This window comes from Duganella sp. LjRoot269 (assembly GCF_964254095.1).
GTDB classification, from domain to species: domain Bacteria; phylum Pseudomonadota; class Gammaproteobacteria; order Burkholderiales; family Burkholderiaceae_D; genus Rugamonas; species Rugamonas hordei.
This window is the reverse complement of record NZ_CAXUSL020000001.1, coordinates 1,098,235-1,124,267: the sequence shown is the minus strand read 5'-3', so window position 1 is coordinate 1,124,267 and position 26,033 is coordinate 1,098,235. Positions and strand designations below refer to the sequence as shown.

The 26,033-nt window shown below is 66.4% G+C and carries 18 protein-coding genes; 12 read left to right on the top strand and 6 right to left on the bottom strand.

Annotation, left to right across the window (positions count from 1 at the left end):
• The first annotated feature begins 70 nt into the window (after nt 1-70).
• The 5 genes from ACSQ3S_RS04865 to pulA all read left to right on the top strand — a co-directional run bounded on the left by ACSQ3S_RS04865 (nt 71) and on the right by pulA (nt 8,170).
• Entirely contained in the window at nt 71-1,594 is a 1,524-nt protein-coding gene (locus ACSQ3S_RS04865) for a tryptophan halogenase family protein (RefSeq protein WP_353404135.1), read from the top strand.
• Between the two features lie 21 nt (nt 1,595-1,615).
• Nucleotides 1,616-2,317, top strand: a complete 702-nt coding sequence (locus ACSQ3S_RS04860; RefSeq protein ID WP_353404134.1) for a SapC family protein — start codon at nt 1,616-1,618, stop codon at nt 2,315-2,317.
• Nucleotides 2,310-3,320, top strand: coding sequence for a cupin-like domain-containing protein (locus ACSQ3S_RS04855; protein ID WP_436141720.1), 1,011 nt, complete (start codon nt 2,310-2,312; stop codon nt 3,318-3,320). The genes ACSQ3S_RS04860 and ACSQ3S_RS04855 overlap by 8 nt, the downstream gene beginning before the upstream one ends.
• Nucleotides 3,321-3,335: 15 nt before the next feature.
• Nucleotides 3,336-4,847, top strand: coding sequence for a tryptophan halogenase family protein (locus tag ACSQ3S_RS04850; RefSeq protein WP_436141719.1), 1,512 nt, complete (start codon nt 3,336-3,338; stop codon nt 4,845-4,847).
• Nucleotides 4,848-5,032: 185 nt separating this feature from the next.
• Complete coding sequence (gene pulA, locus ACSQ3S_RS04845; RefSeq protein ID WP_436141718.1) at nt 5,033-8,170, top strand: pullulanase-type alpha-1,6-glucosidase; 3,138 nt, start codon at nt 5,033-5,035, stop codon at nt 8,168-8,170.
• 51 nt (nt 8,171-8,221) lie between these two features.
• Here the strand turns inward: pulA and ACSQ3S_RS04840 are convergent, their stop codons facing one another.
• The gene (locus ACSQ3S_RS04840) at nt 8,222-9,979 is read right to left on the bottom strand and encodes a hypothetical protein (RefSeq protein WP_436141717.1); all 1,758 of its coding nucleotides are present in this window, start codon (nt 9,977-9,979) and stop codon (nt 8,222-8,224) included.
• A gap of 95 nt (nt 9,980-10,074) precedes the next feature.
• Here ACSQ3S_RS04840 and ACSQ3S_RS04835 point away from each other — a divergent pair, with 95 nt between their 5' ends.
• The 3 genes from ACSQ3S_RS04835 to ACSQ3S_RS04825 all read left to right on the top strand — a co-directional run bounded on the left by ACSQ3S_RS04835 (nt 10,075) and on the right by ACSQ3S_RS04825 (nt 13,522).
• Nucleotides 10,075-10,215 carry a hypothetical protein gene (locus ACSQ3S_RS04835; protein WP_436141716.1) on the top strand — a complete coding sequence of 47 codons (141 nt, stop codon included), beginning with the start codon at nt 10,075-10,077 and terminating at the stop codon, nt 10,213-10,215.
• 373 nt (nt 10,216-10,588) lie between these two features.
• Entirely contained in the window at nt 10,589-10,876 is a 288-nt protein-coding gene (locus ACSQ3S_RS04830) for a PsiF family protein (RefSeq protein WP_176655422.1), read from the top strand.
• A 207-nt stretch (nt 10,877-11,083) separates the two neighbouring features.
• A complete protein-coding gene (locus tag ACSQ3S_RS04825; protein ID WP_436141715.1) occupies nt 11,084-13,522 on the top strand; it encodes a chemotaxis protein CheW in 2,439 nt (812 codons plus the stop codon).
• Here ACSQ3S_RS04825 and ACSQ3S_RS04820 read toward each other — a convergent pair whose 3' ends face one another.
• Entirely contained in the window at nt 13,523-14,824 is a 1,302-nt protein-coding gene (locus ACSQ3S_RS04820) for an MFS transporter (RefSeq protein WP_176655420.1), read from the bottom strand.
• Between the two features lie 189 nt (nt 14,825-15,013).
• Here ACSQ3S_RS04820 and ACSQ3S_RS04815 point away from each other — a divergent pair, with 189 nt between their 5' ends.
• The 3 genes from ACSQ3S_RS04815 to ACSQ3S_RS04805 all read left to right on the top strand — a co-directional run bounded on the left by ACSQ3S_RS04815 (nt 15,014) and on the right by ACSQ3S_RS04805 (nt 19,604).
• Nucleotides 15,014-15,646 carry a GIN domain-containing protein gene (locus tag ACSQ3S_RS04815; RefSeq protein WP_436141714.1) on the top strand — a complete coding sequence of 211 codons (633 nt, stop codon included), beginning with the start codon at nt 15,014-15,016 and terminating at the stop codon, nt 15,644-15,646.
• Between the two features lie 90 nt (nt 15,647-15,736).
• Nucleotides 15,737-18,064, top strand: a complete 2,328-nt coding sequence (locus ACSQ3S_RS04810; protein WP_436141713.1) for a putative bifunctional diguanylate cyclase/phosphodiesterase — start codon at nt 15,737-15,739, stop codon at nt 18,062-18,064.
• Between the two features lie 40 nt (nt 18,065-18,104).
• Nucleotides 18,105-19,604, top strand: coding sequence for a methyl-accepting chemotaxis protein (locus tag ACSQ3S_RS04805; RefSeq protein WP_176655417.1), 1,500 nt, complete (start codon nt 18,105-18,107; stop codon nt 19,602-19,604).
• Here the strand turns inward: ACSQ3S_RS04805 and ACSQ3S_RS04800 are convergent.
• Together ACSQ3S_RS04800 and ACSQ3S_RS04795 are read right to left on the bottom strand one after the other, a co-directional pair.
• Complete coding sequence (locus tag ACSQ3S_RS04800) at nt 19,569-21,077, bottom strand: flavin-containing monooxygenase (RefSeq protein ID WP_436141712.1); 1,509 nt, start codon at nt 21,075-21,077, stop codon at nt 19,569-19,571. The genes ACSQ3S_RS04805 and ACSQ3S_RS04800 overlap by 36 nt on opposite strands.
• A 45-nt stretch (nt 21,078-21,122) precedes the next feature.
• Nucleotides 21,123-22,001, bottom strand: coding sequence for a head GIN domain-containing protein (locus tag ACSQ3S_RS04795; RefSeq protein WP_436141711.1), 879 nt, complete (start codon nt 21,999-22,001; stop codon nt 21,123-21,125).
• A 127-nt stretch (nt 22,002-22,128) separates the two neighbouring features.
• Here ACSQ3S_RS04795 and ACSQ3S_RS04790 point away from each other — a divergent pair, with 127 nt between their 5' ends.
• The gene (locus tag ACSQ3S_RS04790) at nt 22,129-22,494 is read left to right on the top strand and encodes a nucleotide pyrophosphohydrolase (RefSeq protein WP_436141710.1); all 366 of its coding nucleotides are present in this window, start codon (nt 22,129-22,131) and stop codon (nt 22,492-22,494) included.
• Here the strand turns inward: ACSQ3S_RS04790 and ACSQ3S_RS04785 are convergent.
• Nucleotides 22,491-23,414, bottom strand: a complete 924-nt coding sequence (locus ACSQ3S_RS04785; protein ID WP_436141709.1) for an alpha/beta hydrolase family protein — start codon at nt 23,412-23,414, stop codon at nt 22,491-22,493. The two genes, ACSQ3S_RS04790 and ACSQ3S_RS04785, sit on opposite strands and share 4 nt — an antisense overlap.
• 135 nt (nt 23,415-23,549) lie before the next feature.
• Entirely contained in the window at nt 23,550-26,009 is a 2,460-nt protein-coding gene (locus ACSQ3S_RS04780) for a TonB-dependent receptor plug domain-containing protein (RefSeq protein ID WP_353404121.1), read from the bottom strand.
• Nucleotides 26,010-26,033: the final 24 nt, after the last annotated feature.

The following is a 26,033-nucleotide window of genomic DNA, read 5'->3' as shown; positions in this document are numbered from 1 at the left end:
AAGACCGCTGCCCGTCAGCGGTCTTTTCAGTTAGACTTCAGGCAATCTCATCACCAACTCAGATAACAATATGGTCCGACGCATCGTGATTGTGGGGGGCGGGTCGGCCGGCTGGCTGACGGCCGGCCTGATCGCGGCCGAGCACCAGGGTTCCGCGCTGCAGGTCACCCTGATCGAATCGCCCGACATACCGCCCATCGGCGTGGGCGAAGGCACCTGGCCCAGCATGCGCGACACGCTGCGCCGCATCGGCGTGTCCGAATCGGACTTCTTCCGCGAGTGCGACGCCTCGTTCAAGCAGGGCTCGCGCTTCAACCGCTGGGTGGACGGAGCGGACCACGACTACTATTTCCACCCCTTCGTGTTGCCGCAGGGCTATGGCGAAGTCAACCTGCCCGAACAGTGGCAGGCGCAGCATCCGCAGGTCCCGTTTGCCGACCTGGTCAGCTTCCAGCCGCACCTGTGCGTCAACGGCCGCGCGCCCAAGCAGGTGGTGACGCCGGAATTCTCGTCGGTGGCCAACTACGGCTACCACCTCGACGCCGGCAAGTTCGGCCTGTTCCTGCGCAAGCACTGCCTGGAAAAGCTGGGCGTGGTGTTCGTGGCGGACAACGTCACCGGCGTCAATGCGCACGACAACGGCGACATCGCCTCGCTGCGGACGGCGGCCCACGGCGCGCTCGAAGGCGACCTGTTCATCGACTGCACCGGCATGCAGTCGCTGCTGCTGGGCCAGCACTACCAGGTGCCGCTGATTTCGCAGCGGCATGTGCTGTACAACGACTCGGCGCTGGCGGTGCAAATCCCCTACCCCGGCGACGACACCCCGATCGCGTCGCAGACCTCGTCGACCGCGCAGAGCGCCGGCTGGATCTGGGACATCGGCCTGCCGACCCGGCGCGGCACCGGCCACGTGTATTCGAGCGCCCACATCAGCGACGACCAGGCCGAGGCCGAGCTGCGCCGCTACATCGTCGACACCGGCGGCCCGGCCGACATCCCGCAGCCGCGCAAGCTCAGCTTCAATCCCGGCTACCGCGCCGAGTTCTGGCACCGCAACTGCGTAGCCATCGGCCTGTCGGCCGGCTTCATCGAGCCGCTGGAGGCGTCGGCGCTGGCACTGGTGGAAATGTCGGCCGCCATGGTCAGCGACGACCTGCCGGCCACGCGCGAGGCGATGGCCATCGTGGCCAGGCGCTTCAACGAAGCCTTCACCTACCGCTGGGAGCGGGTGATCGACTTCCTCAAGCTGCATTACGTGCTGAGCCGGCGCCGCGACAGCGCCTACTGGCGCGACAACACGGAGACGGTGCCCGAGCGCCTGGCCGAGCTGCTGACCCTGTGGCGTCACCGCGCGCCGTCGCGCAGCGACTTCTACCGCATCGAGGAAGTGTTCCCGTCGGCCAGCTACCAGTACGTGTTGTACGGCATGGGCTTCCGCAGCGAATTCGGCGCCGCGAAACCGGGCCAGGCGGCGATGGCGGACAGCTATTTCCGGGAAGCTGCTACATTAACGCATAAAATGATGGGTGCGCTACCATCGAACCGCGCGCTGATCGACCATATCAAGCGTCACGGCTTGCAAAAAATATAACCAGAGACATAGAGAGACAGTATGACCAACACCGTTTTGCTGAACAATATCGACCACCAGAATCTGCGCGTCATCACCAAGCGCGGCGCCGAGTACGGCGACAGCCTGATGTCGTCCGTCACCTTCCCGTCGGAATTCCGCGACGTGCAGGCCTGCTACCCCATCGTCTTTCGCAAGACCGCCGACGGCCTCGGCTTCGAGCCGATCGCGCTGTTCGGCTTCCAGGAGGGGGAAAACCTGTTCCTCCACGGCGACCGCTGGGATGCGCCCTACCTGCCGATGCTGGTCGAGCGCCAGCCCTTCCTGATCGGCGTCGGCGGCGAGGAGCTGATGGTGCACATCGACCTCGACAACCCGCGCGTCAGCCAGGACGAGGGCCGCGAAGTGTTCAAGCCGCACGGCGGCAACACCGATTTCCTGGAAAACATCAACTCGATGCTGTTCGCCATCCACCAGGGCCTGCAGGGCACGCCGCTGCTGCTGGCCGCGCTGCTCGAGCACGAGCTGCTGGAAAGCTTCGTCCTCGACATCGAGCTCAACGACGGCTCGCAGAACCGCCTGGTCGGCTTCTACACCATCAACGAGGACAAGCTGGCGGCGCTGGGCGGCGACGCCATCGCCAGCCTGCACCAGGCCGGCCTGCTGCAGGCGATCTACCTGGTGATCGCCTCGCTGTCGAATTTCCGCGCCCTCATCGACCGCAAGAACGCCGCCCATGCCTGATGTTATGCCCATCCGCGAGGTCCACGGCCTGGGCGCCAACGACCTGAGCGACGAGATCCTGACCGCGACCCAGCCGCTGGTGCTACGCGGCCTGGCCGCCGGCTGGCCGATGGTGCGCGCCGCGCTGGCCTCCGACCGCGAGGGCGACGCCTACCTGCGCAGCCACTACCGCGACGCCACCGTGGGCGCCATGCTGGGCGCGCCGGAAGCGGGCGGCCGCTTCTTCTACAACGACGACCTGAGCGGCTTCAACTTCCAGCCCGTGTACGCCAAGCTGAACGGCGTGCTGGACGAGATCGAGGCCAAGGCGGCGATGGCCACGCCGCCCACCGTGTATGTCGGCTCGACCTCGATCGACACCTGCCTGCCGGGCTTTCGCGAGCACAACGACCTCAACCTCGGCGGGCGCGACGCGCTGGCCAGCATCTGGATCGGCAACCGCACCCGCATCGCCGCCCACTACGACCTGCCGGACAATATCGCCGTGGTGGCGGCCGGCCACCGCCGCTTCACGCTGTTCCCACCCGAACAGCTGAAGAACCTGTACATCGGCCCGCTGGACTTCACCCCGGCCGGCCAGGCCATCAGCCTGGTGGACATGGTCGCCCCCGACTTCGGCAAACATCCCCGCTACGCGGAGGCGCTGCGCCACGCGCAGAGCGCCGAGCTCGGGCCGGGCGACGCCATCTTCATCCCCAGCATGTGGTGGCACCACATCGAGGCGCTCGATGCGTTCAACGTGCTGATCAACTACTGGTGGCGCCAGTCGCCCGACTACATGGACACGCCGACCAACGCGCTGATGATGGCCTTCCTGACCATGCGCGACCTGCCGGCCGCGCAGCGCAAGGCGTGGCAGGAGATTTTCCGCCATTACATCTTCGAAGCCGACGACGACACGGCGGCCCATATCCCGCCGGCCGCGCGCAGCGTGCTGTCGCCGCTGAGCGCGGACGGCGCGCGCGGCCTGCGCGCCCAGCTGCTGAAAAAAATGAACCGCTAATCAAGGAACCAATCCATGCGTGACCCGAACAATCGCCAACCCGTGCGCCGCGTCGTCATCTGCGGCGGCGGCACCGCCGGCTGGATGGCCGCCGCCGGCATCTCCAAGGTGCTGGGCAAGCTGCTCGACATCAAACTGATCGAATCCGACGAGATCGGCACGGTCGGCGTCGGCGAGGCCACCATCCCGACCTTGATGAACTTCCACAACCTGCTTGAACTCAACGAGCAGGAATTCATGGCCGAGACCCAGGCCACCTTCAAGCTGGGCATCGGCTTCGAAAGCTGGCGCGACGTCAAGCAGGACTATATCCACTCCTTCGGCACCACCGGCACCGACCACTGGACGGCCGGCTTCCAGCATTTCTGGCACAAGGGCGTCGAGCGCGGCCTGGCCGGCGACTACGGCGACTACTGCCTGGAGCTGAAGGCCTCGCTGGAAAGCCGCTTTGCCCACCTGCCCAACCAGGGCATGAACTACGCCTACCACCTCGATGCCGGCCGCTACGCCAAATACCTGCGCCGCTTCAGCGAACCGAAGGGCGTGCAGCGCATCGAAGGCAAGATCGTGCGCTACACCAGGCACGCGGACAGCGGCGACGTGCGCTCGGTGGTGCTGGAATCGGGCCAGGAAATCGAAGGCGACCTGTTCATCGACTGCACCGGCTTCCGCGGCATGCTGATCGGCGAGGCCATGGAAGAGCCGCTGGAGGACTGGTCGCACTGGCTGTTCTGCGACCGCGCCATCGCCGTGCAGACCGAGTCGGTGGGCGACGCCATACCGCTGACGCGCTCGATGGCGCACCAGGCCGGCTGGCAGTGGCGCATTCCGCTACAACACCGCGTGGGCAACGGCATCGTGTATTCCAGCCGCTACCTCGACGACGAGACGGCCATGAAGCAGTTGCTGGGCAACGTGGCCGGCAAGACCCTGATCACGCCGCGCGTGATCAAGTTCAAGCCTTGCCAGCGCCGCCAGACGTGGAAGGGCAACGTGGTGGCCGTCGGCCTGGCCAGCGGCTTCCTGGAGCCGATCGAGTCGACCAGCATCCACCTGATCCAGCGCGCCGTGATCCGGCTGATGCAGACCTTCCCGGCCGACGGCATCAGCCAGCACGACATCGACGAGTTCAACAACCAGTGCAACAGCGAGATCGACCACATCCGCGACTTCATCATCCTGCACTACCACGTCAACAACCGCACCGACTCGCAGTTCTGGATCGACGCGCGCGAGATGAGCATCCCGGCCTCGCTGCAGCACCGCATCGACCTGTTCCGCGAGACGGGCCGCGTGTTCCGCATCTCGAACGAGCTGTTCGCGGAGAACTCGTGGATCCAGGTGATGCTGGGCCAGGGCATCATGCCGCGCACCCACCACCAGACCGCCGACCTGATGAGCGACCAGGAGCTCAAGGGCTTCCTCGGCAGCATCAAGTCCGCCGTCGACCGCACGGTGGTGCAGCTGCCGACCCACGAAGCCTACGTGCAGCGCTATTGCGGGCGCTCAGAAGGCAAGGCCGCCTGACCGCTCGCAACACCAGCGGCAAGAGCAAAACGCCACCTCCGGGTGGCGTTTTTTTTGCCTGTGCACGCCACGCAACACCCGATTGAAATATTTGTCTTTGCGCTATTTTTTAAGTAGTAATATTACAAACCCATCCATCCCGCAGAGGATAGGAGGTTAATACCTATAAAACACAGGAGACGAGCATGGAATTACGCTGTAGTTTAGTTTCACACCTGAAAGTCATGGCTGCCGCCGGCATGCTGGCGGCCCTCGCCGCCTGCGGCGGCGGCGACACCCAGGGCGGCGCCGCGGCACCGGCCGCCAAACTGCTCGGCGGCCGCGTCGTCATGGCCGCGGCCACCCCGGTCGCCGCCGGCAACATCCGCATGCACTACCACCGCGCCCAGAACGACGCCAGCCAGTGGGGCGTGTATTCGTGGGACGGGCCGGTCAATCCGAGCCCGGCCTGGATCAGCGGCCGCTTCATGATGACCCAGAGCGACGACTTCGGCGGCTACGTCGACATCCCCGTCGACACGGCCAAGTCGGCGATCTGGTTCCTGGTCACCGACGGCAGCGGCAACAAGAATTGCGGCAACGACCAGTCGGCCGGCTTCAACGCCAACATCGGCAGCGCCGGCCAGGAAGTGTGGATGCTGGAAGCGGACTGCACCGTCTACAGCACGCAGCCGGCCCTCACCTTCGGCAACCTGAACAACGCCAGCGCGCACTGGCTGGCCGCCGACACGCTGGCCTGGCCGGGCGTGCCCGCCGGCGGCGCCAGCTACACGCTGTACTACGCCGCCAACGGCGGCCTCGGCTCCGGTGTGGCCGGCGTCAGCGGCGCCGACGGCAGCATCGCGCTGACCGCCGCCGCCCTGCCGGCCGCGCTGCGGCAAAAGTATCCGCACCTGGCCGGCGCCACCGCGCTGACCATGTCCGCCGCGGACGCGGCCGGCATCGCGGCCAAGGCCAGCGGCCAGTTCGCCGTGGCCCAGTTCGACGCGGCCGGCAAGCTGCTGCAGGTGACGTCGCTGCAGATGAGCGGCATGCTCGACAGCGTGTTTGCCGGCGCCGCCGCCAGCACCACGCTGGGCGTCAGCTTCGAGCGCAACGGCGCGCCGACCTTCCGCGTGTGGGCGCCCACCGCCAAGTCCGTCAGCCTCAACCTGTATCCGGACGCCACCAGCGCCAGCACCGTCACCCGCGCGATGACCCGCAACGCCGCCAGCGGCGTGTGGAGCTACACCGCGCCGGACGCGAGCTGGGTCAACCGCTACTACTACACCTACAACGTGCAGGTGCTGTCGCGCTGGGCCGGCAACACGCTGGTGAGCAACACGGTGACCGATCCCTATTCGCTGAGCCTGAACGCTAACAGCCAGCGCAGCTTCGTCGCCAACCTCGACAGCCGCGCGCTGAAGCCGGACGGCTGGGACCACCATTCGGTGCCGCGCCTCGACAGCCCGACCGACATCGCCCTGTACGAACTGCACATCCGCGATTTCAGCGTCGGCGACGCCACCGTGCCGGCCGCGCACCGCGGCAAATACCTGGCCTTCACCGACGGGCGCTCGAACGGCATGCGCCATCTGCGCGCCATGCAGCAGTCCGGCCTGACCCACGTCCACCTGCTGCCGACCTTCGACATCGCCAGCGTCAACGAGGCCGGCTGCGCCACGCCGGTGATCCCCAACGCCGCCGCCAACGCGCCCGACCAGCAGGCGGCGGTGGAAGCGGCGCGCGGCACCGACTGCTTCAACTGGGGCTACGATCCGGTGCACTACACGGCGCCGGAGGGCAGCTACTCGTCCAACGCCAACGACGGCGCGGTGCGCGTGCGCGAGTTTCGCGCCATGGTGCAGGGCCTGCATGAACAAGGCCTGCGCGTGACGATGGACGTGGTCTACAACCACACCAGCGCCTCGCAGCAGGGACCGCTGTCGGTGCTGGACAAGATCGTGCCGACCTACTACTACCGCCTCAACGCGGGCGGCGGCATCACCAACGACAGCTGCTGCGCCGACACTGCGGCGGAGAACGCCATGATGGCCAAGCTGATGATCGATTCCGTCAGCACCTGGGCGCGCGACTACCAGGTCGACAGCTTCCGCTTCGACATCATGGGCTTCACGCCGCTGGCGGTGATGAAGCAGCTGCAGGCTGCCGTCAACAAGGCGGCCGGCCGCGACATCTACCTGTACGGCGAAGCGTGGAACTTCGGCGCCGTCGGCAACGACGCCCGCTTCGTGCAGGCGCGCCAGGCCAATATGTACGGCAGCGGCATCGGCTCCTTCAACGACCGCCTGCGCGACACCATACGCGGCGGCGGCTGCTGCGACAGCGGCGCGGCCTTGATCAGCCAGCAGGGCTTCATCAACGGCGCGTTCTACGATCCGAACGCGCAATCGACGCAGACGAAGGACGACCTGCTGCGCCTGGGCGACCTGGTCAAGGTGGGGCTGTCCGGCACCCTGCGCGACTACAGCTTCACCGACCGCACCGGCACCTTGCGCAAGAACTCGGAGATCGATTACTTTGGCCAGCAGGCCGGCTTCACCGCCCAGCCTTCGGAGACCATCAACTACATCGAGGCGCACGACAACCAGACCTTGTTCGACCTGAACGCCTACAAGCTGCCGCAGGCGACCAGCCTGGCCGACCGCGTGCGCGTGCAGAACCTGGGCGCGGCGATCAACGTGCTGGCGCAGGGGATACCGTTCATCCACGCCGGCCAGGAAATCCTGCGCTCGAAGTCGATGGACCGCGACAGCTACGACGCCGGCGACTGGTTCAACAAGCTCGATTACAGCTACCAGTCGAACAATTTCGGCGTCGGCCTGCCGCTGGCGGCGGTCAACCAGGACAACTGGCCGCTGATGTCGCCGATTTTGGCCAACGCGCTGATCAAGCCGGACAGCGCCGCCATCGTCAGCGCGCGCGACACCATGAACGACCTGCTGGCGATCCGCCAGGACAGCTCGCTGTTCCGCCTGCGCACGGCGAAGGACGTGTCGGATCGGCTGCGCTTCCACAACACCGGGCCGCAGCAGGTGCCTGGCCTGATCGTCATGAGCATCGACGGCCAGCATCCGCAGCACTACGCCGGCGCGAAATACAAGTCGGTGGTCGCGCTGTTCAACGTCGACAAGGTGGCCAAGACGATCGCCGTGCCTGAACTGGCGGGCCGCAAGCTGAAGGTGCACAAAATCCAGCGCAAGTCCGGCAGCGACACGCTGGCCCGCACCGCCACCTACGCCAGCGCCACCGGCAGCTTCACGATCCCGCCGCGCACGACGGTCGTATTCGTCGAGAAAGGCTCGCACGAGGACGACGACTAAAGCAAAAAAACGCCAGCCCGAGGGCTGGCGTTTTTCACTGGGCAGTCACTCTCAGGTTCCGATGGCACCACGTATGCTATCGCTGGTCAATGCAGCACCGAGCAAGGCCTTGCTGGATATCGAACCGCTCGCCCCTATTGTCGTTATGCCCGGCACCGTGTAGCTGGAAGTGGCGAGCGCCTCCAGATCCAGCAGTTGCGTGTCGGATGGTTGAGTGATCGAGCTGGGCAAGGCAAACGGTACGTTGGAGACCGTGTTGCCATGCAAATCCAGCACGGGCAACGCACTTCCGTCATAGGTTCCAATGAGGAAGACCGCCTGACGGCCAGAGAAGCCGCCTGCCCGGATCACATTGCCTCGAGCCTTTAATGCATAGCGTGGATCGGCTACGTCGATACGCCACGCAATGACGCCGTCGGAAGAGCTGGCCGCACCGGGCGATGCATAGGTATTGCGGCCCGTTTGCGAATAAATGGTATTGCCATCGAAAACGAGATTGGTCGTCTTCGCATTGCCCTGGTCAGTCACCATCAAGGCGCGGTCGCAATGCAGCAGATTGCCGACAAAGCTGTTGGACTTTCCACTGTTATCCTGCAGCGCGGTACGGCAGTTGATGACGATGTTATTCTGAATCAGACATTTGTCGCTGTTGATCTCGCAGTAAATGCCGGCGCCGTCATAAGGGTGATCGCCGATGCCGTTTGCATAGGTGTCGACAAAATTGCGCCGCACGACGGTACCGTTGATGGCCGCCGAGGTAGTAGGCCGCTCCTGGAGATAGACCGCGCCGGCGGACGTGCAGCACTTGCCGCCATCGACGAACCAATTATCTTCAATCACGCAATCGCGGGAATTGTTCCCGAGTTGTACGCCAGCCGTTGCATAGTGCTGCAACGAGCAATCATGGACATTCACCTGCACGGTATAAGCGTGGTTGTCGGCGTAGGTTCCCATCAGGCCGGTCACGTTCACGCCGTGGCAGTTGCGCAGTTCGAAGCCGGTGATGTTCGAGCCGATGACGTCATACGAACCGATCGACACCAGATGGGGAGTCTCCTCGAAATCGATGTTCTCAATCGTGACGTAGGAGCCGCAACGCAGCATGAGCAAGCAGCCGAAATCGTCGCCGGCGATCGTGACGCCGTTGTAGTAGGTGGTAGGATTCACGCCCTCTGGCGCGTAGATGTAAATACGGTGATTGACCTGGTCGGAGACATAGCGGTAAGGCGCGGTCAGCGCCGCGTAGTCCTGGTTATAGGTATAGGAGACGCCCCAGCTGTCGTCATTGAAACGCACATAGGCGTAGTTGAACTTGCGGCCATGTGGGTGAGCAAAGTACCAGGCGGCGCGGCTGGCATCCCATACCCAGTCGGTGGCGGCCGGCTTGAACCGGTAGCGGATCTTGGGCAAGGTGTCGGGAACCCCGCCAGGATCGTAGTTGGTCAAATAAATGCGCGAAGACGCCGTGCCATTCACGTTTCGGAAGACTACGGCATCCGTCAATTCAAACACGGACCCGTTCGCCAGTGCGATGACGGCGCCGGGATTCAAGGTCTTGGAAGCCGCCATGGACAGGGTCTTTAGGGCGGACGCCATCGTGGTGCCGGCCCACTTGTCGTCGCCATGAATCGCATCGACATAGATCGTCGGTGCGGGTGCCACCGGTCGGGTTGTCGGCCGCAATGGCGCCTGCAGTTGCCAGTATTGTGCGGGAGTGAGGCCGCCGGAACTCTGTGCGTAAACCTGCGGAAAACGCGCCATCAGTGCGGATAAAACGGAGAATTTGAGTACGTCCCTGCGGGAAGTCATATGTGCTCCAGAATAAAGGGGGAGCCTCATTCTACACACTTGCCAAATAATAATTTTATTTTAGTAACGAAAAGACTCTTCATCTTTGACAAAGAATGGCCGGCCGTTGCCAAGTCAGCGGCATTCGGGTCAGCGCCGCCATCGTCAGCGCCCGCGGCACCATGAACGACCTGCTGGCGATCCGCCAGGACAGTTCGCCGTGCCTGAACTGGCGGGGGGGATACGCATGGGGATAGTCGCTACAAGTGCGTGTGGTAAACGGCCTCCATCCGCCCTTTTTTCTTCCCATTTCCCTTCTTTCTCCTCTCTTTTTGAACTTCCTCCGAAATTGGAGGGCTAAAGAGAGGACGAGAGAAGAAAAGAGAGGAGAAACGCGTATGTTTACCACAGTGAGTGTGCAGCTTCCTACCGATACCCTGCTCCGCCTCGTCGAGCGCCGGAAGAAGATTCCGCTACCGCGCGAAGACATCGCATTCTGATTTTCGATACCTCGCCGTAACTTGCCGGCCCTTGATAAAGAATGGCCGGCCGTTGCCAAGTCAGTTATAGTAATCATGTGGCAAGCAGCCATGCCGCGCCTACCGTCATTCGACTTCCGAGGAATTGAAAATGAAAAAACTGTTCGTTGCCAGTCTGATCCTGTCCCTGAGTGGCGCCGTGTTTGCCGCCGAGCCGACCGCCCAGCAGAGCAAGATGAAAACCTGTAATGCCGACGCCACCGGCAAGAAAGGCGATGAGCGCAAAGCCTTCATGAAGGAATGCCTGAGCGCCAAGGCCGAAGCACCGGCGCCGAAGGTGACCCAGCAGGAGAAGATGAAAAAATGTAATGCCGACGCCACCGGCAAAAAAGGCGATGAGCGCAAGGCCTTCATGAAGGAATGCCTGAGCAACAAATAAGTACCAGCCGCCGCCGCCAACGCCATCCCTGTGATGGCGTTTTTTATTGGCGTCGAGTATTTCCCATGGCACATTAATTGCTTTAAATATATTCTTTGTGATTAACTCAAGGTGATGATTCCTAACCAAGAAGCCAGCTCGGACGTCTTCCTACCCCATATGTCCGATGTTGCCCGTTGCGAGCTGTCGCTGCGGGAATTGAATCAGATGTGGAGACTTATCGAGTCCTCCGCGAAGATGAACTGCCCCGCCGAAGCCCGCCTGCTGCTGCCGGCCATGGTGGCCACCCGCACCGGATTCGCGCACCTGGAACGTGCACTGGTGGCCAATCTGGTGCAGGAAAAGGTGCGCCACGTGCTGGCCAACCTGGGCACCCAGGCGCGCTACGCGATCGACATCCTGGTGCGCAACCTGTACGAGCGCACCGCCGATGTCGGCTTTCTCGCCACCGACGTCGACCTGTGCCGCTTTGTCGCCGGCCTCGATGGCGACCAGGCCCAGGCCAGCCAACGCCTGTCCAGCTATCGCGACAAGTACACCGTCTACGACCAGATCCTGCTGCTGGACCTGGAAGGCCGCGTGCTGGTGCAGGCCGATCCCGCGATTCCGGTCGCTCGCAGCCACGACCCGCTGCTGGCGCAGACGCTGGAGGCGCCCGGCTACGTCGAAACCTTCCGCGCCACCGATCTGCGTCCCGGCAAGCCGCGCGCGCTGGTGTATTCGCACCGCATGCTGCACCCGGAAACCGGCGAGCCTGCCGGCGTGCTGTGCCTGTGCTTCAATTTCGAGCAGGAGATGGAGGCCATCTTCGACGCCTACCGCGATCCCTCGCAGCGCGCCAACATGCTGCTGCTCGACGCGCAGGACCGCGTCATCGCCAGCGCCGATCCCCTGTGGATACCGGCCGGCGTCAAGGTCCCGACCAATGAGCAAGGCGCGCCGCGGCCGCTGATGTTCGGCGGCCGCGAATACCTGGTGCGCACCTTCGGCTCCGCCGGCTACCAGGGCTATCCCGGCCCGGCCGGCTGGAAAGGCCAGCTGATGATACCGCTGGAGCTGGCGTTCCACAGCCACGGCGGCAACGCGCTGGCCGACGTGCCGCCGCAGCTGATCCAGGGCCTGCTGTCGCATGCCGAGAGTTTCAGCCCCACGCTGCACGAGCTGATGAGCGCCGTCACGCGTACCACCCGCACCATCGAGCGCATCGTCTGGAACGGCAAGGTCACCAGCGCCGCCAGCGGCGGCGATGGCGGCGGCGCCGGCAAACTCAATACGGTGCTGGACCAGATCACCGAAACCGGCGAACGCAGCGACGAACTGTTCTCGCATTCGATCCAGGACCTGTACCAGACCGTGCTCTCCGCCAGCCTGAGCGAGGCGGAACTGACCTCGCAGCTGCTGGTCGACATGCTGGACCGTAACTTGTACGAGCGCGCCAATGACTGCCGCTGGTGGGCCTTGACGGCGCAGCTGCGGCGCGGCCTGGCGCAGCCGTCGGCGGCGCAGACCGCCGCCATGGGCCAGGTGCTGGCCTACATCAACAGCCTGTACACCGTGTATGCGCGGCTGTTCGTCTACGACCGCAACGGCCGCATCGTCGCCAGCACCGGCAGCCAGGACGCCATTGGCACCGTCATCGACGGCGCCACGCTGGGCCGCGTGTGCGCGCTGCGCGGCGAACTGGATCACTATCCGCAGCCGTTCGCGCCGTCGGCGCTGTATGGCGGCGAACCGGCCTTCGTCTACCACGCGGCGATCCGCCATCCGGACCAGCCGGCGACAGTGGTCGGCGGCATCGGCATCGTGTTCGACACCGGGCCGGAGCTGCACAATATGTTGCTCAGCGGCGTGGCGGCGCGCGCCAACATGCAAGCCTTCTTCGTCACGCCCGGCGGCCGCGTGCTGGCCGGCAGCGACCCGGCCTGCGCGCCGGGCAGCCAGCTCGATCTCGATCCGTCGCTGTTGGCGGCGGCCGACGCCAACGCCGGCGCCAGCGTCTCGCGCATCATGGCACACAACGGCCAGTACGTGATCGCCGCCTGCACCCGGGCGGCGGGCTACCGCGAATTCCGCGCCGCCGACGGCGTCGAGGAACCGGTGCTGGCGGTGCTGCTGGAATCGTTCGGCCCGGTGCGCGACGGCCAGCAGGCCGCGCCCGCGGCGCGCATCGAGCGCCGCGGCGACACCGGCCCGGACTTCGCCATCTTCTATGCCGGCGGCACGCTGATGGCGCTGGCGGCCGCGCGGATACAGGAGGCGGTGCCGTTCGCCAGGGTGCAGCGGACCAGCAGCGGCGGCCATCCGGCCCGCATCGGCATGCTCGATGTGCCGCTGGCCGGCGGCGAAAAGCACTTTGTCTGGGTGTTCGACCTGGCGCTGCTGGTCAGCGGCCGGCCCGGCGCCGTCACCGGCAACAGCCAGGTGATGCTGGCGCGCCTGGGCGGCAGCACCATCGGCCTGATGGTCGACGATCTGCATTCGGTGCAGCGCTTCGACGAAGCAGACATGACCGGATCGCCGCTGGGCTCGGGCGACGCCTCGCTGGCGCCGCGCCTGATCAAGGCCAACCAGGGCGACCTGCTGATACAGGAGATCGATATCGAGCGCCTGTTCGCGCGCCTGCGGACAGGCGCGCAGGCCGGCTAGCTAGGCGGTGGCGCCGGCGGCATGCCGCTGCTGGCGCTGCTGCCGGCGGTACAGCAGCAGCGTGGCGCACAGGCCGCAGACGGCGGCAAATGTCAGCCACCAGCCGGGCGCGCTCTTGTCGCCGGTATATTCGATCAGGCCGGTGGCGATGGCCGGCGTGAAGCCGCCGAATACCGCCGTCGCCAGGCTGTAGGCCAGCGAGAAGCCGACCGTGCGCACCTCCACCGGCATCACCTCGGTCAGCGCCACCACCATCGCGCCGTTGTAGCTGGCGTACAGGAAGGACAGCCACAGTTCCACGCCCAGCATGCGGCCGAAGCTGGGCGACTGCACCAGCCAGTGCAGCGCCGGATAGGCGGTGAAGATGGCCAGCACGGTAAAGCAGATCAGCAGCGGACGGCGGCCGACGCGGTCCGACAGCGAGCCCATCACTGGCAGCCAGAAGAAGTTGGAGAGGCCGACGAACAAGGTCACCATCAGCGCGTCGCTGGTGCTCAGGTGCAGCACGTTCTTGCCGAAGGTCGGCGTGTAGACGGTGATCAGGTAGAACGACACGGTGGTCATCGCCACCAGCATCATGCCGGAGATGACCAGCGCCCAGTTGTTGAGCATGGACTGGAAGATCTCCTTCAGTTCCGGCCGGTGCTTGCGCGCCTTGAATTCCTCGGTCTCCTGCAGCGAGCGGCGGATCACGAACAGCACCGGCACGATCAGGCAGCCGACGAAGAACGGGATGCGCCAGCCCCAGGCGCCCACCTCGGCCGGCGACAGCCACTGGTTCAGCGCGTAGCCCAGCGCGGCGGCGGCGACGATGGCCACCTGCTGGCTGGCCGACTGCCAGCTGACGTAGAAGCCCTTGCGTCCCGGCGTGGCCATCTCGGCCAGGTACACCGACACGCCGCCCAGCTCGACGCCCGCCGAAAAGCCCTGCAGCAGGCGGCCGGTCAGCACCAGCGCCGGCGCCAGGTAGCCGATGCTGGCGAAGCCGGGCACGCAGGCGATCAGCAGGGTGCCCAGCGCCATCAGCGCCAGGGTGACGATCAGCCCCTGGCGGCGGCCGACGCGGTCGACGTAGGCGCCGAGGATGATCGCGCCCAGCGGCCGCATCAAGAAGCCGGCGCCGAAGGTCATGAAGGTCATCATCAGCGAGGCCACTTCGTCGCCGCTGGGGAAGAAGGCCTTGGCGATGGCGTTGGCGTAAAAGCCGAACAGGAAGAAGTCGAACATCTCCATGAAGTTGCCGCTGACGACGCGGAACACGGTGCTGAAGCGGGACTGGCGGGGCTGGCTGGCGGTGGTCATGATCAACTCTGCGGAGAAAACAGTGCGTCGATGATACGCCGCTTTCCTTTCATTTGCCCTTCAGCGAGAACGTAGCCCCCGCGCAACACAACCCCGGATTTTTGCAGTTCGTCGCAAACTTGTCGGCAGCCGCGGCCAAGTTCAGTAAAATCAATCTTGTCAAATTTGATAACTCAACAAGGAATCGCCATGCGCCGTACCGTTGCCGCCACACTGACCGCCACCCTGTTTGCGCTGAGCGCTCCAGCGCTGGCCGCCGAATCGACCCGCGCCGTGCCGTCGTTCATCGCCGTCAACGCCAAGGGCGCCTTCGCCATGACGGTGGAAGTGGGCAAGACGCAGTCGGTGCTCGTCAGCGGCGACGACAAGTTCGTCGGCTCGCTGAAGACCGAGGTGGTCGACAACGAACTGCTGATCACCATGCCGGAGAAGATCAACCACTCCAGCAAGAGCGATCCGCGCATCACCATCACGGTGCCGTCGCTGAGCCGGGTCAAGGTCGAGGGCGCCGGCGAGACCATCATCAACAACGTCAAGACCGACCGCCTCGACATCGGCTACCTGGGCGCCGGCCATCTGGTCGCCAACGGCAAGGTCAAGTACCTGCGCATCAACGCCAAGGGCGTCGGCGAGGTCGATACCAAGTCGCTAGTTGCCGAGCGGGTCGACGTCAACTTCGAGGGCGTGGGCCACGTCAGCGTGCACGCCACCGACCTGCTGAACGCGGTGGCCAAGGGCATGGGCGAGCTCGACTACTACGGCCATCCGAAGACCGTCAACAAGTCCGTGGCCGGCATCGGCAGCGTCAACGCCAAGGACTAAACTGCCCTGCTGACACAGCCTGCGATTGCGGTTACTATCAGATAAACAACAGATAGCAACCAACCGCAACGCACTCCGGAGGCTGCAACGGTGGCTGTGCCGAACGACATCGCGCACTGGCGCGCGCAAATCTTTGCGAAGCTGCTGCTGGTGGTGTTCCTGCTCGGATCAGCCACCGCCATTCCCAGCGTGCTGCTGGCCGCCAGCGAGGGCCTGTGGTCGATCGTCGTCATCGACATCGTCGCGCTGGCCTGGCTGGCCGCCATCTGGCGCCTGCGGCGCATCGCCTACACCGTCCGCGTCGTCAACTTCCTGGCCGTCGCCTTCATCGTCGGCATCGCCCTGCTGCTCAAGGTCGGGCCGGTCAGCCAGATCTACCTGATGGCCATCCCGGTGCTGGCCGCGCTGCTGCTGGGCCTGCGCCCCGCGCTGTGGACGCTGGCGCTCACCGGGCTGGCGGTGCTGGTGCTGGGCTTCGAGGAAAACTCCACGCTGCACATCGCCGGCATGCCCGACCACGGCTTCCTCAAGGCCGCCATCATCACGCTCAACTTCCTGTTCATGACCTCGGTGCTGACCCTGTCCTGCGCCGTGCTGCTGCAGCACCTGGCGCGCTCGCTCGATGAATTGAGCAACACCGCCGGCGCGCTGGAACGGCGACAGGCGCAGTTGTCGGCGCTGAACGCCGAGCTGCGCCTGACCTCGGCCGCCGTCTCGCGCCTGAACGACATGGTGATGATCGCCGAGGTGGGCCGCGACGACGACACCGCCGCCGGCGAGCAGCACATCATCTTCGTCAACGAAGCCTTCGAGCGCCGCACCGGCTACCGCCGCGACGAGGTGCTCGGCTGCAGCCTGCGCATGCTGCGCGGGCCGGACACCGAAGCGGAGGCGGTCGCGCGCATCGAGCGGGCCATGGCGCGCAGCGAGACGGTGCGCGCCGAGCTGCTGAACTACACCAAGGGCGGCGAGCCGTACTGGGTGGAGACGGAGCTGGTGCCGTTCGCCGGCGAGGGCGGCGTCAACACGCACTGGGTGGCGGTCGAGCGCGACATCACCGAGCGCAAGAAATCGCAGGACGACATCCACCGCCTGGCCTTCTTCGACGTGCTGACCGGCCTGCCCAACCGCCGCCTGCTGATGGACCGCATCGACAAGCTGCTGGCCAGCTCCGAGCGCGGCGCCACCTTCAGCGCCGTGATGTTCATCGACCTGGACCGCTTCAAGACCATCAACGACGCGCGCGGCCATGCCACCGGCGACGCCCTGCTGCGCAACGCGGCGGTGCGCCTGGACCAGCTGATGCGCAAGGCCGACACCGTGGCCCGCATCGGCGGCGACGAATTCGTCGTGCTGCTGGCCCACCTGTCGGACGACCTGCCCGGCGCCACCCGCGCGGCGCGGGCCGTGGCTGAAAAAATCCGCGCCGCCATCGGCCGCGAATTCGAGATCGAAGGCCAGTGCTACAACTCCACCGCCAGCATCGGCGTGACCATGCTGCCGAAAAGCGGCCCGCAGTTTCCAGCCCAAACCGCGCACGACCTGCTGCGCGAGGCCGACACCGCGATGTACCGCGCCAAGTCGGAAGGCCGCAACGGCATCGCCTTCTTCGAGACCGCGATGCAGGCCGAAGTCGAACGGCGGCTGACCATGGAGCGCGACCTGGCGGCGGCGCTGGCGGCCGGCGGGCTGCAGATGCACGTGCAGGCCCAGGTCGACCGCGACGGCCGCGCCGTCGGCGGCGAGCTGCTGATGCGCTGGCAGCGGGCCGGCGGCGTCATGGTGCCGCCCAGTGTGTTCATCCCGGTGGCCGAGGAGTCGGGGCTGATCGTCGAACTGGGCGCGTGGGCGCTGCGCCAGGCCTGCGAGGCGGTGCTGGCGCTGCAGCGGGCCGGCCTGGCGATGCCGCTGTCGGTCAACGTCAGCCCGACGCAGTTCCGCCAAGCCGATTTCGTCGAGCTGGTGCAGCGCACGCTGGCCGAGACGGGCGTGCCGGCGGAGCTGCTGGTGCTGGAGGTGACCGAGGGCCTGCTGATCGACAAGATGGACGACACCGTCGCCCGCATGCACCGGCTGGCGGCGCTCGGCCTGCGCTTTTCCATCGACGATTTCGGCACCGGCTATTCCAGCCTGGCCTACCTGAAAAAAATGCCGCTGTATGAGCTGAAGATAGACCGCAGCTTCATCATGGACACGCCCGAAGACGCCAACAGCCGCGCGCTGGTGCAGTCCATCCTGGCGATGGCCGGCCACCTGGGCCTGCGGGTGGTGGCCGAGGGCGTGGAGACGCAGGCCCAGGCCGACTTCCTGATCGCCCACGCCTGCAACTGCATGCAGGGCTATCTGTACGCGCGGCCGATGCCGCTGGCGGCGCTGATCGAACGATTGCAAGGCAACACGGCCGTGGCTGCCGCATAAGCCACTCACCACCACCACTCACTCATGGGGGAGTCAGCAAATGAAACTGAGCGTAGTACAAAAAATGACCGCACTGGGCGGCGCAGCGCTGGCCGGCATCGCGCTGCTGGCGGGCCTGAGCCAGTACCAGATGAACGAAGTCTACGAGGCCGCCAATTTCTCGACCGTCAATACGGTGCCCAGCCTGGTGGTGCTCGACAAGCTGCGCGACAGCTTCCTGCGCATGCGCGTCCGCGTCAGCCAGCACGTGCTCAACACCGACGAAAAGAAACTGGCGGAAATCGACGGCCAGGTCGCCGACATGCGCAAGGGCGTCGACGAGAACCTGAAAAAATACGAGGCGCTGCTGGCCGACGACAAGGACAAGGCGATCCTGGCGCGCGAGAGGGAATCCTGGGCCAAGGTGCAGCCGCAGATCGAGGCGGTGCTGGTGGAGTCGCGCCTCAACCACAACGACAAGGCGCGCGTGCTGCTCGAGCAGGCGCGCCCGGAAATCCAGCTGATGCAGGCGGCCATCGACAGCCACTTCGACTACAACGTCGACCTGGGCAAACAGGGCGCCGACGCGGCGGTGGCGCTGAAGCAGAAGGCGATGCGCAGCTCCATCATCATCTCGGTCTGCACGCTGGTGGTGGTGGCGCTGATCGCCGTGTTCATCACGCGCGTGCTACTGCGCCAGCTGGGCGGCGAACCGGATTACGCTGCCGATATCGTCAACCGCGTGGCCTCCGGCGACCTGACGGTGCAGGTGCGCATCAAGCAGGGCGACACCAGCAGCCTGCTGGCGGCGATGAACACCATGGTCGGCAACCTGTCGCGCGTGGTCAGCGAGGTCAATGACGGCGCCGAGGCGCTGGCCAGCGCCTCGGAGGAAGTCAGCGCCACCGCGCAGTCGCTGTCGCAGGGCGCCAGCGAGCAGGCGGCGGCGGCCGAGGAATCGAGCGCCGCCATCGAGCAGATGTCGGCCTCGATCGCGCAGAACACGGAGAACGCCAAGGTCACCGACGGCATGGCCGGCAAGGCCGCGCAGGAAGCGGGCGAAGGCGGCGAGGCGGTGCGCTCGACGGTGGTGGCGATGCGCGAGATCGCCAAGAAGATCGGCATCATCGACGACATCGCCTACCAGACCAACCTGCTGGCGCTGAACGCGGCGATCGAGGCGGCGCGCGCCGGCGAGCATGGCAAGGGCTTCGCGGTGGTGGCGGCCGAGGTGCGCAAGCTGGCCGAGCGCAGCCAGGTGGCGGCGCAGGAGATCGAGCAGGTGGCCAGCGGCAGCGTCAACCTGGCCGAGAAGGCCGGCGCGCTGCTCGACACCATGCTGCCGAACATCAAGCGCACGTCGGACCTGGTGCAGGAGATCACGGCCGCGTCGGAGGAGCAGTCCACCGGCGCGGGCCAGATCAATTCCGCCATGAGCCAGTTGAGCCAGACCACCCAGATGAACGCCTCCAGCTCCGAACAGCTGGCCGCCACCGCCGAGGAGATGAGCGGCCAGGCCGAACAGCTACAGAGCTCGATGTCCTTCTTCAAGGTGCGCTGACGTGGCCACGTAGGCCGGCGCGTCGAAGCGGCGCGTGATGCGCCGGTACTCGAAGGTGAAGCCCGGCCACAGCGCGCTGTTCCTGCCGCCGCTGGCGAGATACCAGCTGCGGCAGCCGGAGGCCCACGCCGTGCCCTTGAAGCGCGCCTGCAGCCGCTGGTTGTATTGGCGGCACACGTCGTCGCGCACCTCCAGCGCGCGCCAGCCCGCGCGCCGCCGCGCCAGCACCGCCTCGACGGCGTAGCGCGCGCCCGATTCGATCATGTAGATCATCGAGTTGTGGCCCAGCCCCGTATTGGGGCCGGCGATCATGTACATATTGGGGAAGCCTGGCACGGTGGCGCCCCTGTAGGCGGCCAGCCCGCCGCGCGCGGCGTCGGCCAGCAGCGCGCCGCCGCGCCCGCGCACCGCCACCGCGCCCAGCGCATGCTCGACATCGAAACCGGTGGCGAAGATGATGGCGTCCACGGCGCGCTCGACGCCGTCGGCGCCGACGATGCCGCGCGGCCGCACCGCGGCGATGCCGCAGGTGTGCAGGCCGACGTTGGCCCGCGCCAGCGCCGGATAGTAGTCGTTCGACAGCAGCATGCGCTTGCAGCCCGGCCTGTAGGACGGCGCCAGCCTGGCGCGCAGCGCCGCGTCGTGCGGCAATTGCCTGCGCAGGTGGCGGCGTCCCAGCCGCGCCGCCACGCCGGCCAGCCACGACGGTCCGGCAAAGACCAGGTAGCGCGACTCGTACCGCACATAGGTCAGCAGGCGATACAGCTTGCGCAGCGGCGGCAGGCGCCGCAGCAGCCAGCGCTCGGCGGCCGTGATGGCGCGGTCGGGGCGCGGCAACACCCATGGCGCGGTGCGCTGGTACAGGTCCAGCTGCGCCACCAGCGGCGCGATCTCCGGCACGAACTGGATCGCGCTGGCGCCGGTGCCGATCACCGCCACCCGCTTGCCGCGCAGGTCGTAGCCATGGTCCCACCGCGCCGAGTGAAACACCTTGCCGGCAAAGCTGTCCAGGCCCGGCAGGGCCGGCAGCGCGGCGCGCGACAGGCCGCCGGTGGCCAGCACCAGGTTGCGCGCGCTCAGTTCTCCGTGCGCGGTGCGCAGGCGCCAGCGGCCGCGCGCCTCGTCGTAGTCGGCCGCCAGCAGGCCGTGGCCCAGCCGCAAATGCGGCGCCAGACGGTAGCGGCGGACGATGTCTTCCGCATAGGCCAGCAGCTCCGGCTGGCGCGGAAACTTGCGCGACCAGTCGGCGTTCTGCGCGAACGAGAAGGAATACAGATGGCTGGGGATGTCGCAGGCGGCGCCCGGGTAGCTGTTGACGCGCCAGGTGCCGCCGAACTCGGCGTTCTGCTCGAGGATGACGAAGTCGGCGATGCCCCGCTCCCTGAGCTTGATGCCCATGCAGAGGCCGGCGTAGCCGCTGCCGACTATCGCCACTTCGACGTCGGCGCCGTGGTCCGATTGATCGCTGTCCATCGGCCCACTTTACAAGCCGGGCCCTCCAGCGTCAACCGGCCGGGTTTATTGCATCACGCTGACCCGCTTGCCGCTGACGCTGCGCTGCGACGGGTTGCCGTACACGGTGACGTGGCCGGAGCCGGTGCTGTCGGCCACCAGCGACTGGCTGACCGTGGCCGACACGCTGCCCGAGCCGTGGGTGCTCAGTTCCGCGCTCTGGCTGGTCAGGCCGGCCAGGTCGGCGCTGCCCGAGCCGTACAGGCGCACGTTCATGGTCCGCACGTTGCCGCTGGCGTTGACGCCGCCGGAGCCGTGCAGGTCCAGGCTCAGCGAGTCGCCGCGCAGCCGGCCCAGGTCCAGCCGGCCGGAGCCGTTCAGGCTGGCGACGGCCGAACCGATTTCCAGGCCGGCCGCGTTGACGCTGCCGGAACCGTTCAGGCGCGCCTCCAGCTGGCTGACCGCGCCGGCCAGCTGCACCTGGCGCGAGCCGTTCTGGCTCAGGTTCAGCGCGCCGCCATTCAGGCCGCTGACCGCCAGCCGCCCGGAACCGTTGGAGCTGATCTGGCGCAGCTGCGGCGTGGTGTAGATCACCCGCAGCGGATTGCTGGAGCGGATGTTGCCCTCGACCCACACCCGCAGCGTGCCGCCGCTGGCGTCGGTCTTCAGCATCGGCAGCAGGTTGCTGTCGCCCTCGACCTGCAGCGACGGGGCGGAACCGACGCGCACTTCGACCTGCATCGGGCCGTTGATGTCGAGGCCGTCCGTGTTGCCGGCCTCGCGGCGCTCCACGGCGGCGACGCCGTTGCCCTCGACGGCGTTGCCGCCCCACGAGGTGTAGCGCGCGTTGCCGTTGCCATCGTCCGGGACGACGATGACGGCGCAGCCGGCGAGCGTGGCGATGGCGAAGGCGGAGGTGACGGCGATGGCGATAGCGGTGCGCATGATGGGAGGTCCCCGAAGTTATAGTGGGGCCACTGTAGCCGCCGGCGCCGGCGTACGCCGGGCCGATGCGACAAACGGCAGAAAAAGGGGGATGAAACGTCGAATCAGCGGTGCTACCATAGCGTCCATGACGACCTCTGCCCGCCCCGACAGCCTGACCGAATTGCGCGAACTGACCCGCCAGTTCTCCCGCGACCGCGACTGGGAGCAATTCCATACACCGAAGAACCTGGCGATGGCGCTGTCGGTGGAGGTGGCCGAGCTGGCCGAGCACTTCCAGTGGCTGCAGACCGGCGCCGACGCCGAACTGGACGACGCCAAACGCACAGGCATCCGCCACGAGCTGGCGGACGTGCTGCTGTACCTGGTGCAGCTGGCCGACAAGACCGGCGTCGACCTGCGCGCCGCCGCGCTGGAAAAGATGGCGCTCAACGCGGCCAAGTACCCGGCCGCGCAGGTGCGCGGCGACGCCCGCAAATACACCGAATACTAAGTTCCAGCCAGGTTCTGGCGCGGCGCCATCCCCAGCGCCTTGCGGATCTCCGCCGACACGATGGCCCACGACGGCGACGTCGCCGCCACCTCGTCGTAGTGGCTGCCGCCCGGCAGCAGTACCACTTCCGCCGCGTCGCCGGCCGCCCGCGCGCGGCGCGCGTAGTCGTGGCCCGCCCGCGGCGGCGAGACGGTATCGAACTCGCCGTGGATCAGCACCGTGCGCACGCCCGACGGCAGCATCTCCATCGGCGAGGTGTCGGCAAAGACGTCGGGCCGCGCGGCGCTCGGCGTGCCGGCCAGCTGCACCATGTCGCGGTCGCAGCTGGTCTTGATCAGCCGTTCCTCGTTGCGCAGGTCGGCCAGGCCGCCCAGGCTGATCACCACCGGCACCGGCAGCGGATCGGCCACGTACAGCGGGCTGGCGCGCGGCAGGCGCGCGCGCGACGCCGCCCATTGCGCCAGGTGGCCGCCGGCCGAATGGCCGACCAGCGCCACCCGCCGCAGGTCAAGCCGGTGCGCCGGCGCCACCGCGCGCAGGCGGTCCATCGCCGTGGCGACGTCGTGATACATGCCCGGATAGCCGCCGCCCGCTTCGTCGAAGCGGCGGTATTCGACGTTCCATACCGCGATGCCCTGCCTGATCAAATCGCCGGCCATGTTGCGCATCTGCGTGATGCCGCCGAACTCCCTGGTCCAGCAGCCGCCGTGGATGATCACCGCGACCGGGAACGGGCCGTCGCCGGCCGGCTGGAACAGCTCCGCAAACTGCGACGGCGCCGCGCCGTAGGCCACGTGCAGGCTGGGTGCGGGGCCGGTCAGCGCCAGGTAGTCCTGCAGGGTCATCGGCGCCGCCGAGGCCGCGCCCACGCCGCCGGCGACGGCCGCCGCCATCAGGCTCCCGCCCATTTTTTTCAGCATATTTTGTGCTCTCCCATGAAGCTGGTCGAACCAGACCGGCCAGAGACGAATGCTACACGCAAAGACCGGATCAAGACAAACGCCGAAAAAAAAGGCCATCCCGCAGGATGGCCTTGGCGCCGGGCCGCTACAGGCTTAGAACTTGTAGTTGGCGCGGGCGTAGTAGTAGCCGCCGTTGATGCCGAACGGCGAGAACGAAGGCAGTATCGTCACCGCCGCGTTGTCGCCGGCCGCGCGCTGGTCGGCCAGCAGCGCCGGGTTCACGCCGTTCGGATACTGGTTGAACAGGTTGTTGGCGCCGACCGCCAGCGACCATGCGGGACTGATCTTGTAACCCACTTCCAGGTCGGTGATGGCCCTGGCCGAGATCTCGGTCTTGTGATAGACCGAGCCGTCCTCGCTGCCGTACTCCGACGACTTGCCGTAGATCGCCTCGCGCAGGTTGACGGTCCAGTTGCCGATCTTCCACAGCGCGCCCAGGTTGACGCGCACTTTGGGCGACGCGGTTTCCAGGTCCGAGATCGCGGTCTTGTCGAGCAGCGTCTGCGGCAGCAGCTGGGTCGGCGCCTGGTTGATCTTGGTCACCTCAACCTTGTTGTAGTTGGCCGCGATGCTCCAGTCCACCTTGCCGGCGGTGCCGTAGTTCTCGTTCAGCGTGGTGACGAATTCGAAGCCGCGGCTGCGGGTGTCGACCGCGTTGGAGAAGATGTTGATGCCGGTCTGGCTGACGGCGCTGTCGAGCACATTGCCGTTGGCCTTGATCGCCGCCACCACGGCCGGCGAATTGGTGCCGCCGCCCGAGCCGTACAGCGCGCCGGAGCCGACGATGCGGTCGCGGATCTTGATCTGGTAGGCGTCGAAGGTGATGGCCAGGTTGCTGGCCGGGTTCAGCACCAGGCCCAGGCTGAAGTTGGTCGAACGCTCGGGCTTCAGGCCGTCCACGCCGACCAGCTTGGCGCCGGCCGAATTCGGCGCCAGCTGCACGAAGGCGGTGGTCGGACCGACGTTGGTGGCCGAGTAGTATTCCTCGGCCAGGGTCGGCGCGCGGAAGCCGTTGGAGAAGGTGCCGCGCACCGCCGCCGCCGGCGTGATGTCGTAGCGGGTGGTCAGCTTGCCGACCTTGGCGTTGCCGAAGTCGCTGAAGTGCTCGTAGCGCGCGGCGAAGTCCAGCGTCAGGTCGGTGATCGGGTTGCCGGCCAGGTCGATGTAGGCCGCCTCGTTGGTGCGGCGGTGGCTGCCGGCGTCGGTCAGCGAGAAGCCCGGATACGACTGCGAGCCTTCCTTGTAGCGCGAGGCAGGGTCGCCCGCTTCGATCTCGTACTTGTCGATGCGGTGCTCGATACCGCCGGCCACGTTCAGCGGCTTGGCCCAGCCGACGTTGAACTCGCGGCTGGCTTCGAGGGTCGTGGTCAGCTGGCTGGCGATGAAGGCGCCGGCGCTGAACACGGTCGGCGAGGCGCCGGTGTCGTTGAACAGCGAGACGTTGCCCGAGTCGGCCACGCCGATCTTGCTGGTGTCCTTGCCGTAGGTAGTGCTCAGGTCCATATTCCAGCCGCCGACCAGGCCCTTGATGCCGGCCGTCAGCGCGTAGTCGTCCTGCTTCATGGTTTCCTTCGGCGAGAAGCCGGTCGGATAGATCTTGGGCAGGCGGTTCGGCAGGCGGTAGTTCTCGTAGGCGCGCGCTTCCTTGCGGCCGTAGGTGGCGATCGCGTACAGCTGGCTGTCAGGCGTGAGGTCGTAGCCGAAGTTCGCCGCCAGCACGTTCAGGTGGTATTGCGCGTCGCCCGAGATGTGGTTGACGTGCGGGTAGCCCGGCTCCTGGAACATGCCCGGGTAGGCCGCCATGTTGGCCGGATTGACGACGCGCGGGTCGATGCCGCCACGGTCGCTGTAGCCGTGGTATTTCGATTCGGCGGTCAGGCTCAGGAAGGCGTCCTTGAACGGCTCGACGCCGACGTTGGCCGAGGCGTCGCCGGTACGGCCGCCGCCGTCGACGTAGCCGCCGCCGGTGGCGCTGGCGGTGCCGCCGTGGTTGTTCGACTTCAGGATGATGTTGATCACGCCGGCGATGGCGTCGGAGCCGTACTGGGCGGCCGCGCCGTCCTGCAGCACCTCGATGTGGTCGATCGCCGATACCGGAATGTAGTTCAGGTCGGCCGCTGCGCCGCCCTGGTATGGTCCGCCCAGCACGGCCAGGTTGGCGGTGCCGTGGCGGCGTTTGCCGTTGATCAGCACCAGCGTGTTGTTCGGGCTCAGGCCGCGCAGGCGGGCCGACAAGGTCAGGTTGGCGGTGTCGCCGCCGAAGGCTTGCGCCGTGAACGACGGCAGGTTCTGCGCCAGCGCCTGGATCAGGTCCGGCTGGCCGGTGCGCTGCAGCGAGGCGGCATCGAGTACCTGGATCGGCGAGGCGCTGTTCTCCACCTTGATGCCGCTGGAACGGGTGCCGGTGACGATCACCGCGCCGGCCGAGGTGGCGTTGGCGGCATCGGCCGGGACGGCAGCATCATCGGCGGCGGCGTTGGCGGCGAACGCGGCGCCGAACGACAGGGTGGACAGCACGGCTGCGACGCCGATCTTGAGTGTGGCCTTATGCATATTTAATCCCCATTGAATAAAAAA

Bases quoted from the DNA above. Each gene is read 5' to 3' on its own strand.
- ACSQ3S_RS04865 (WP_353404135.1), top strand. From the start codon at position 71: ATGGTCCGACGCATCGTGATTGTGGGGGGCGGGTCGGCCGGCTGGCTG.
- ACSQ3S_RS04860 (WP_353404134.1), top strand. From the start codon at position 1,616: ATGACCAACACCGTTTTGCTGAACAATATCGACCACCAGAATCTGCGC.
- ACSQ3S_RS04855 (WP_436141720.1), top strand. From the start codon at position 2,310: ATGCCTGATGTTATGCCCATCCGCGAGGTCCACGGCCTGGGCGCCAAC.
- ACSQ3S_RS04850 (WP_436141719.1), top strand. From the start codon at position 3,336: ATGCGTGACCCGAACAATCGCCAACCCGTGCGCCGCGTCGTCATCTGC.
- pulA (WP_436141718.1), top strand. From the start codon at position 5,033: ATGGAATTACGCTGTAGTTTAGTTTCACACCTGAAAGTCATGGCTGCC.
- ACSQ3S_RS04840 (WP_436141717.1), bottom strand. From the start codon at position 9,979: ATGACTTCCCGCAGGGACGTACTCAAATTCTCCGTTTTATCCGCACTG.
- ACSQ3S_RS04835 (WP_436141716.1), top strand. From the start codon at position 10,075: ATGGCCGGCCGTTGCCAAGTCAGCGGCATTCGGGTCAGCGCCGCCATC.
- ACSQ3S_RS04830 (WP_176655422.1), top strand. From the start codon at position 10,589: ATGAAAAAACTGTTCGTTGCCAGTCTGATCCTGTCCCTGAGTGGCGCC.
- ACSQ3S_RS04825 (WP_436141715.1), top strand. From the start codon at position 11,084: ATGTGGAGACTTATCGAGTCCTCCGCGAAGATGAACTGCCCCGCCGAA.
- ACSQ3S_RS04820 (WP_176655420.1), bottom strand. From the start codon at position 14,824: ATGACCACCGCCAGCCAGCCCCGCCAGTCCCGCTTCAGCACCGTGTTC.
- ACSQ3S_RS04815 (WP_436141714.1), top strand. From the start codon at position 15,014: ATGCGCCGTACCGTTGCCGCCACACTGACCGCCACCCTGTTTGCGCTG.
- ACSQ3S_RS04805 (WP_176655417.1), top strand. From the start codon at position 18,105: ATGAAACTGAGCGTAGTACAAAAAATGACCGCACTGGGCGGCGCAGCG.
- ACSQ3S_RS04800 (WP_436141712.1), bottom strand. From the start codon at position 21,077: ATGGACAGCGATCAATCGGACCACGGCGCCGACGTCGAAGTGGCGATA.
- ACSQ3S_RS04795 (WP_436141711.1), bottom strand. From the start codon at position 22,001: ATGCGCACCGCTATCGCCATCGCCGTCACCTCCGCCTTCGCCATCGCC.
- ACSQ3S_RS04790 (WP_436141710.1), top strand. From the start codon at position 22,129: ATGACGACCTCTGCCCGCCCCGACAGCCTGACCGAATTGCGCGAACTG.
- ACSQ3S_RS04785 (WP_436141709.1), bottom strand. From the start codon at position 23,414: ATGCTGAAAAAAATGGGCGGGAGCCTGATGGCGGCGGCCGTCGCCGGC.
- ACSQ3S_RS04780 (WP_353404121.1), bottom strand. From the start codon at position 26,009: ATGCATAAGGCCACACTCAAGATCGGCGTCGCAGCCGTGCTGTCCACC.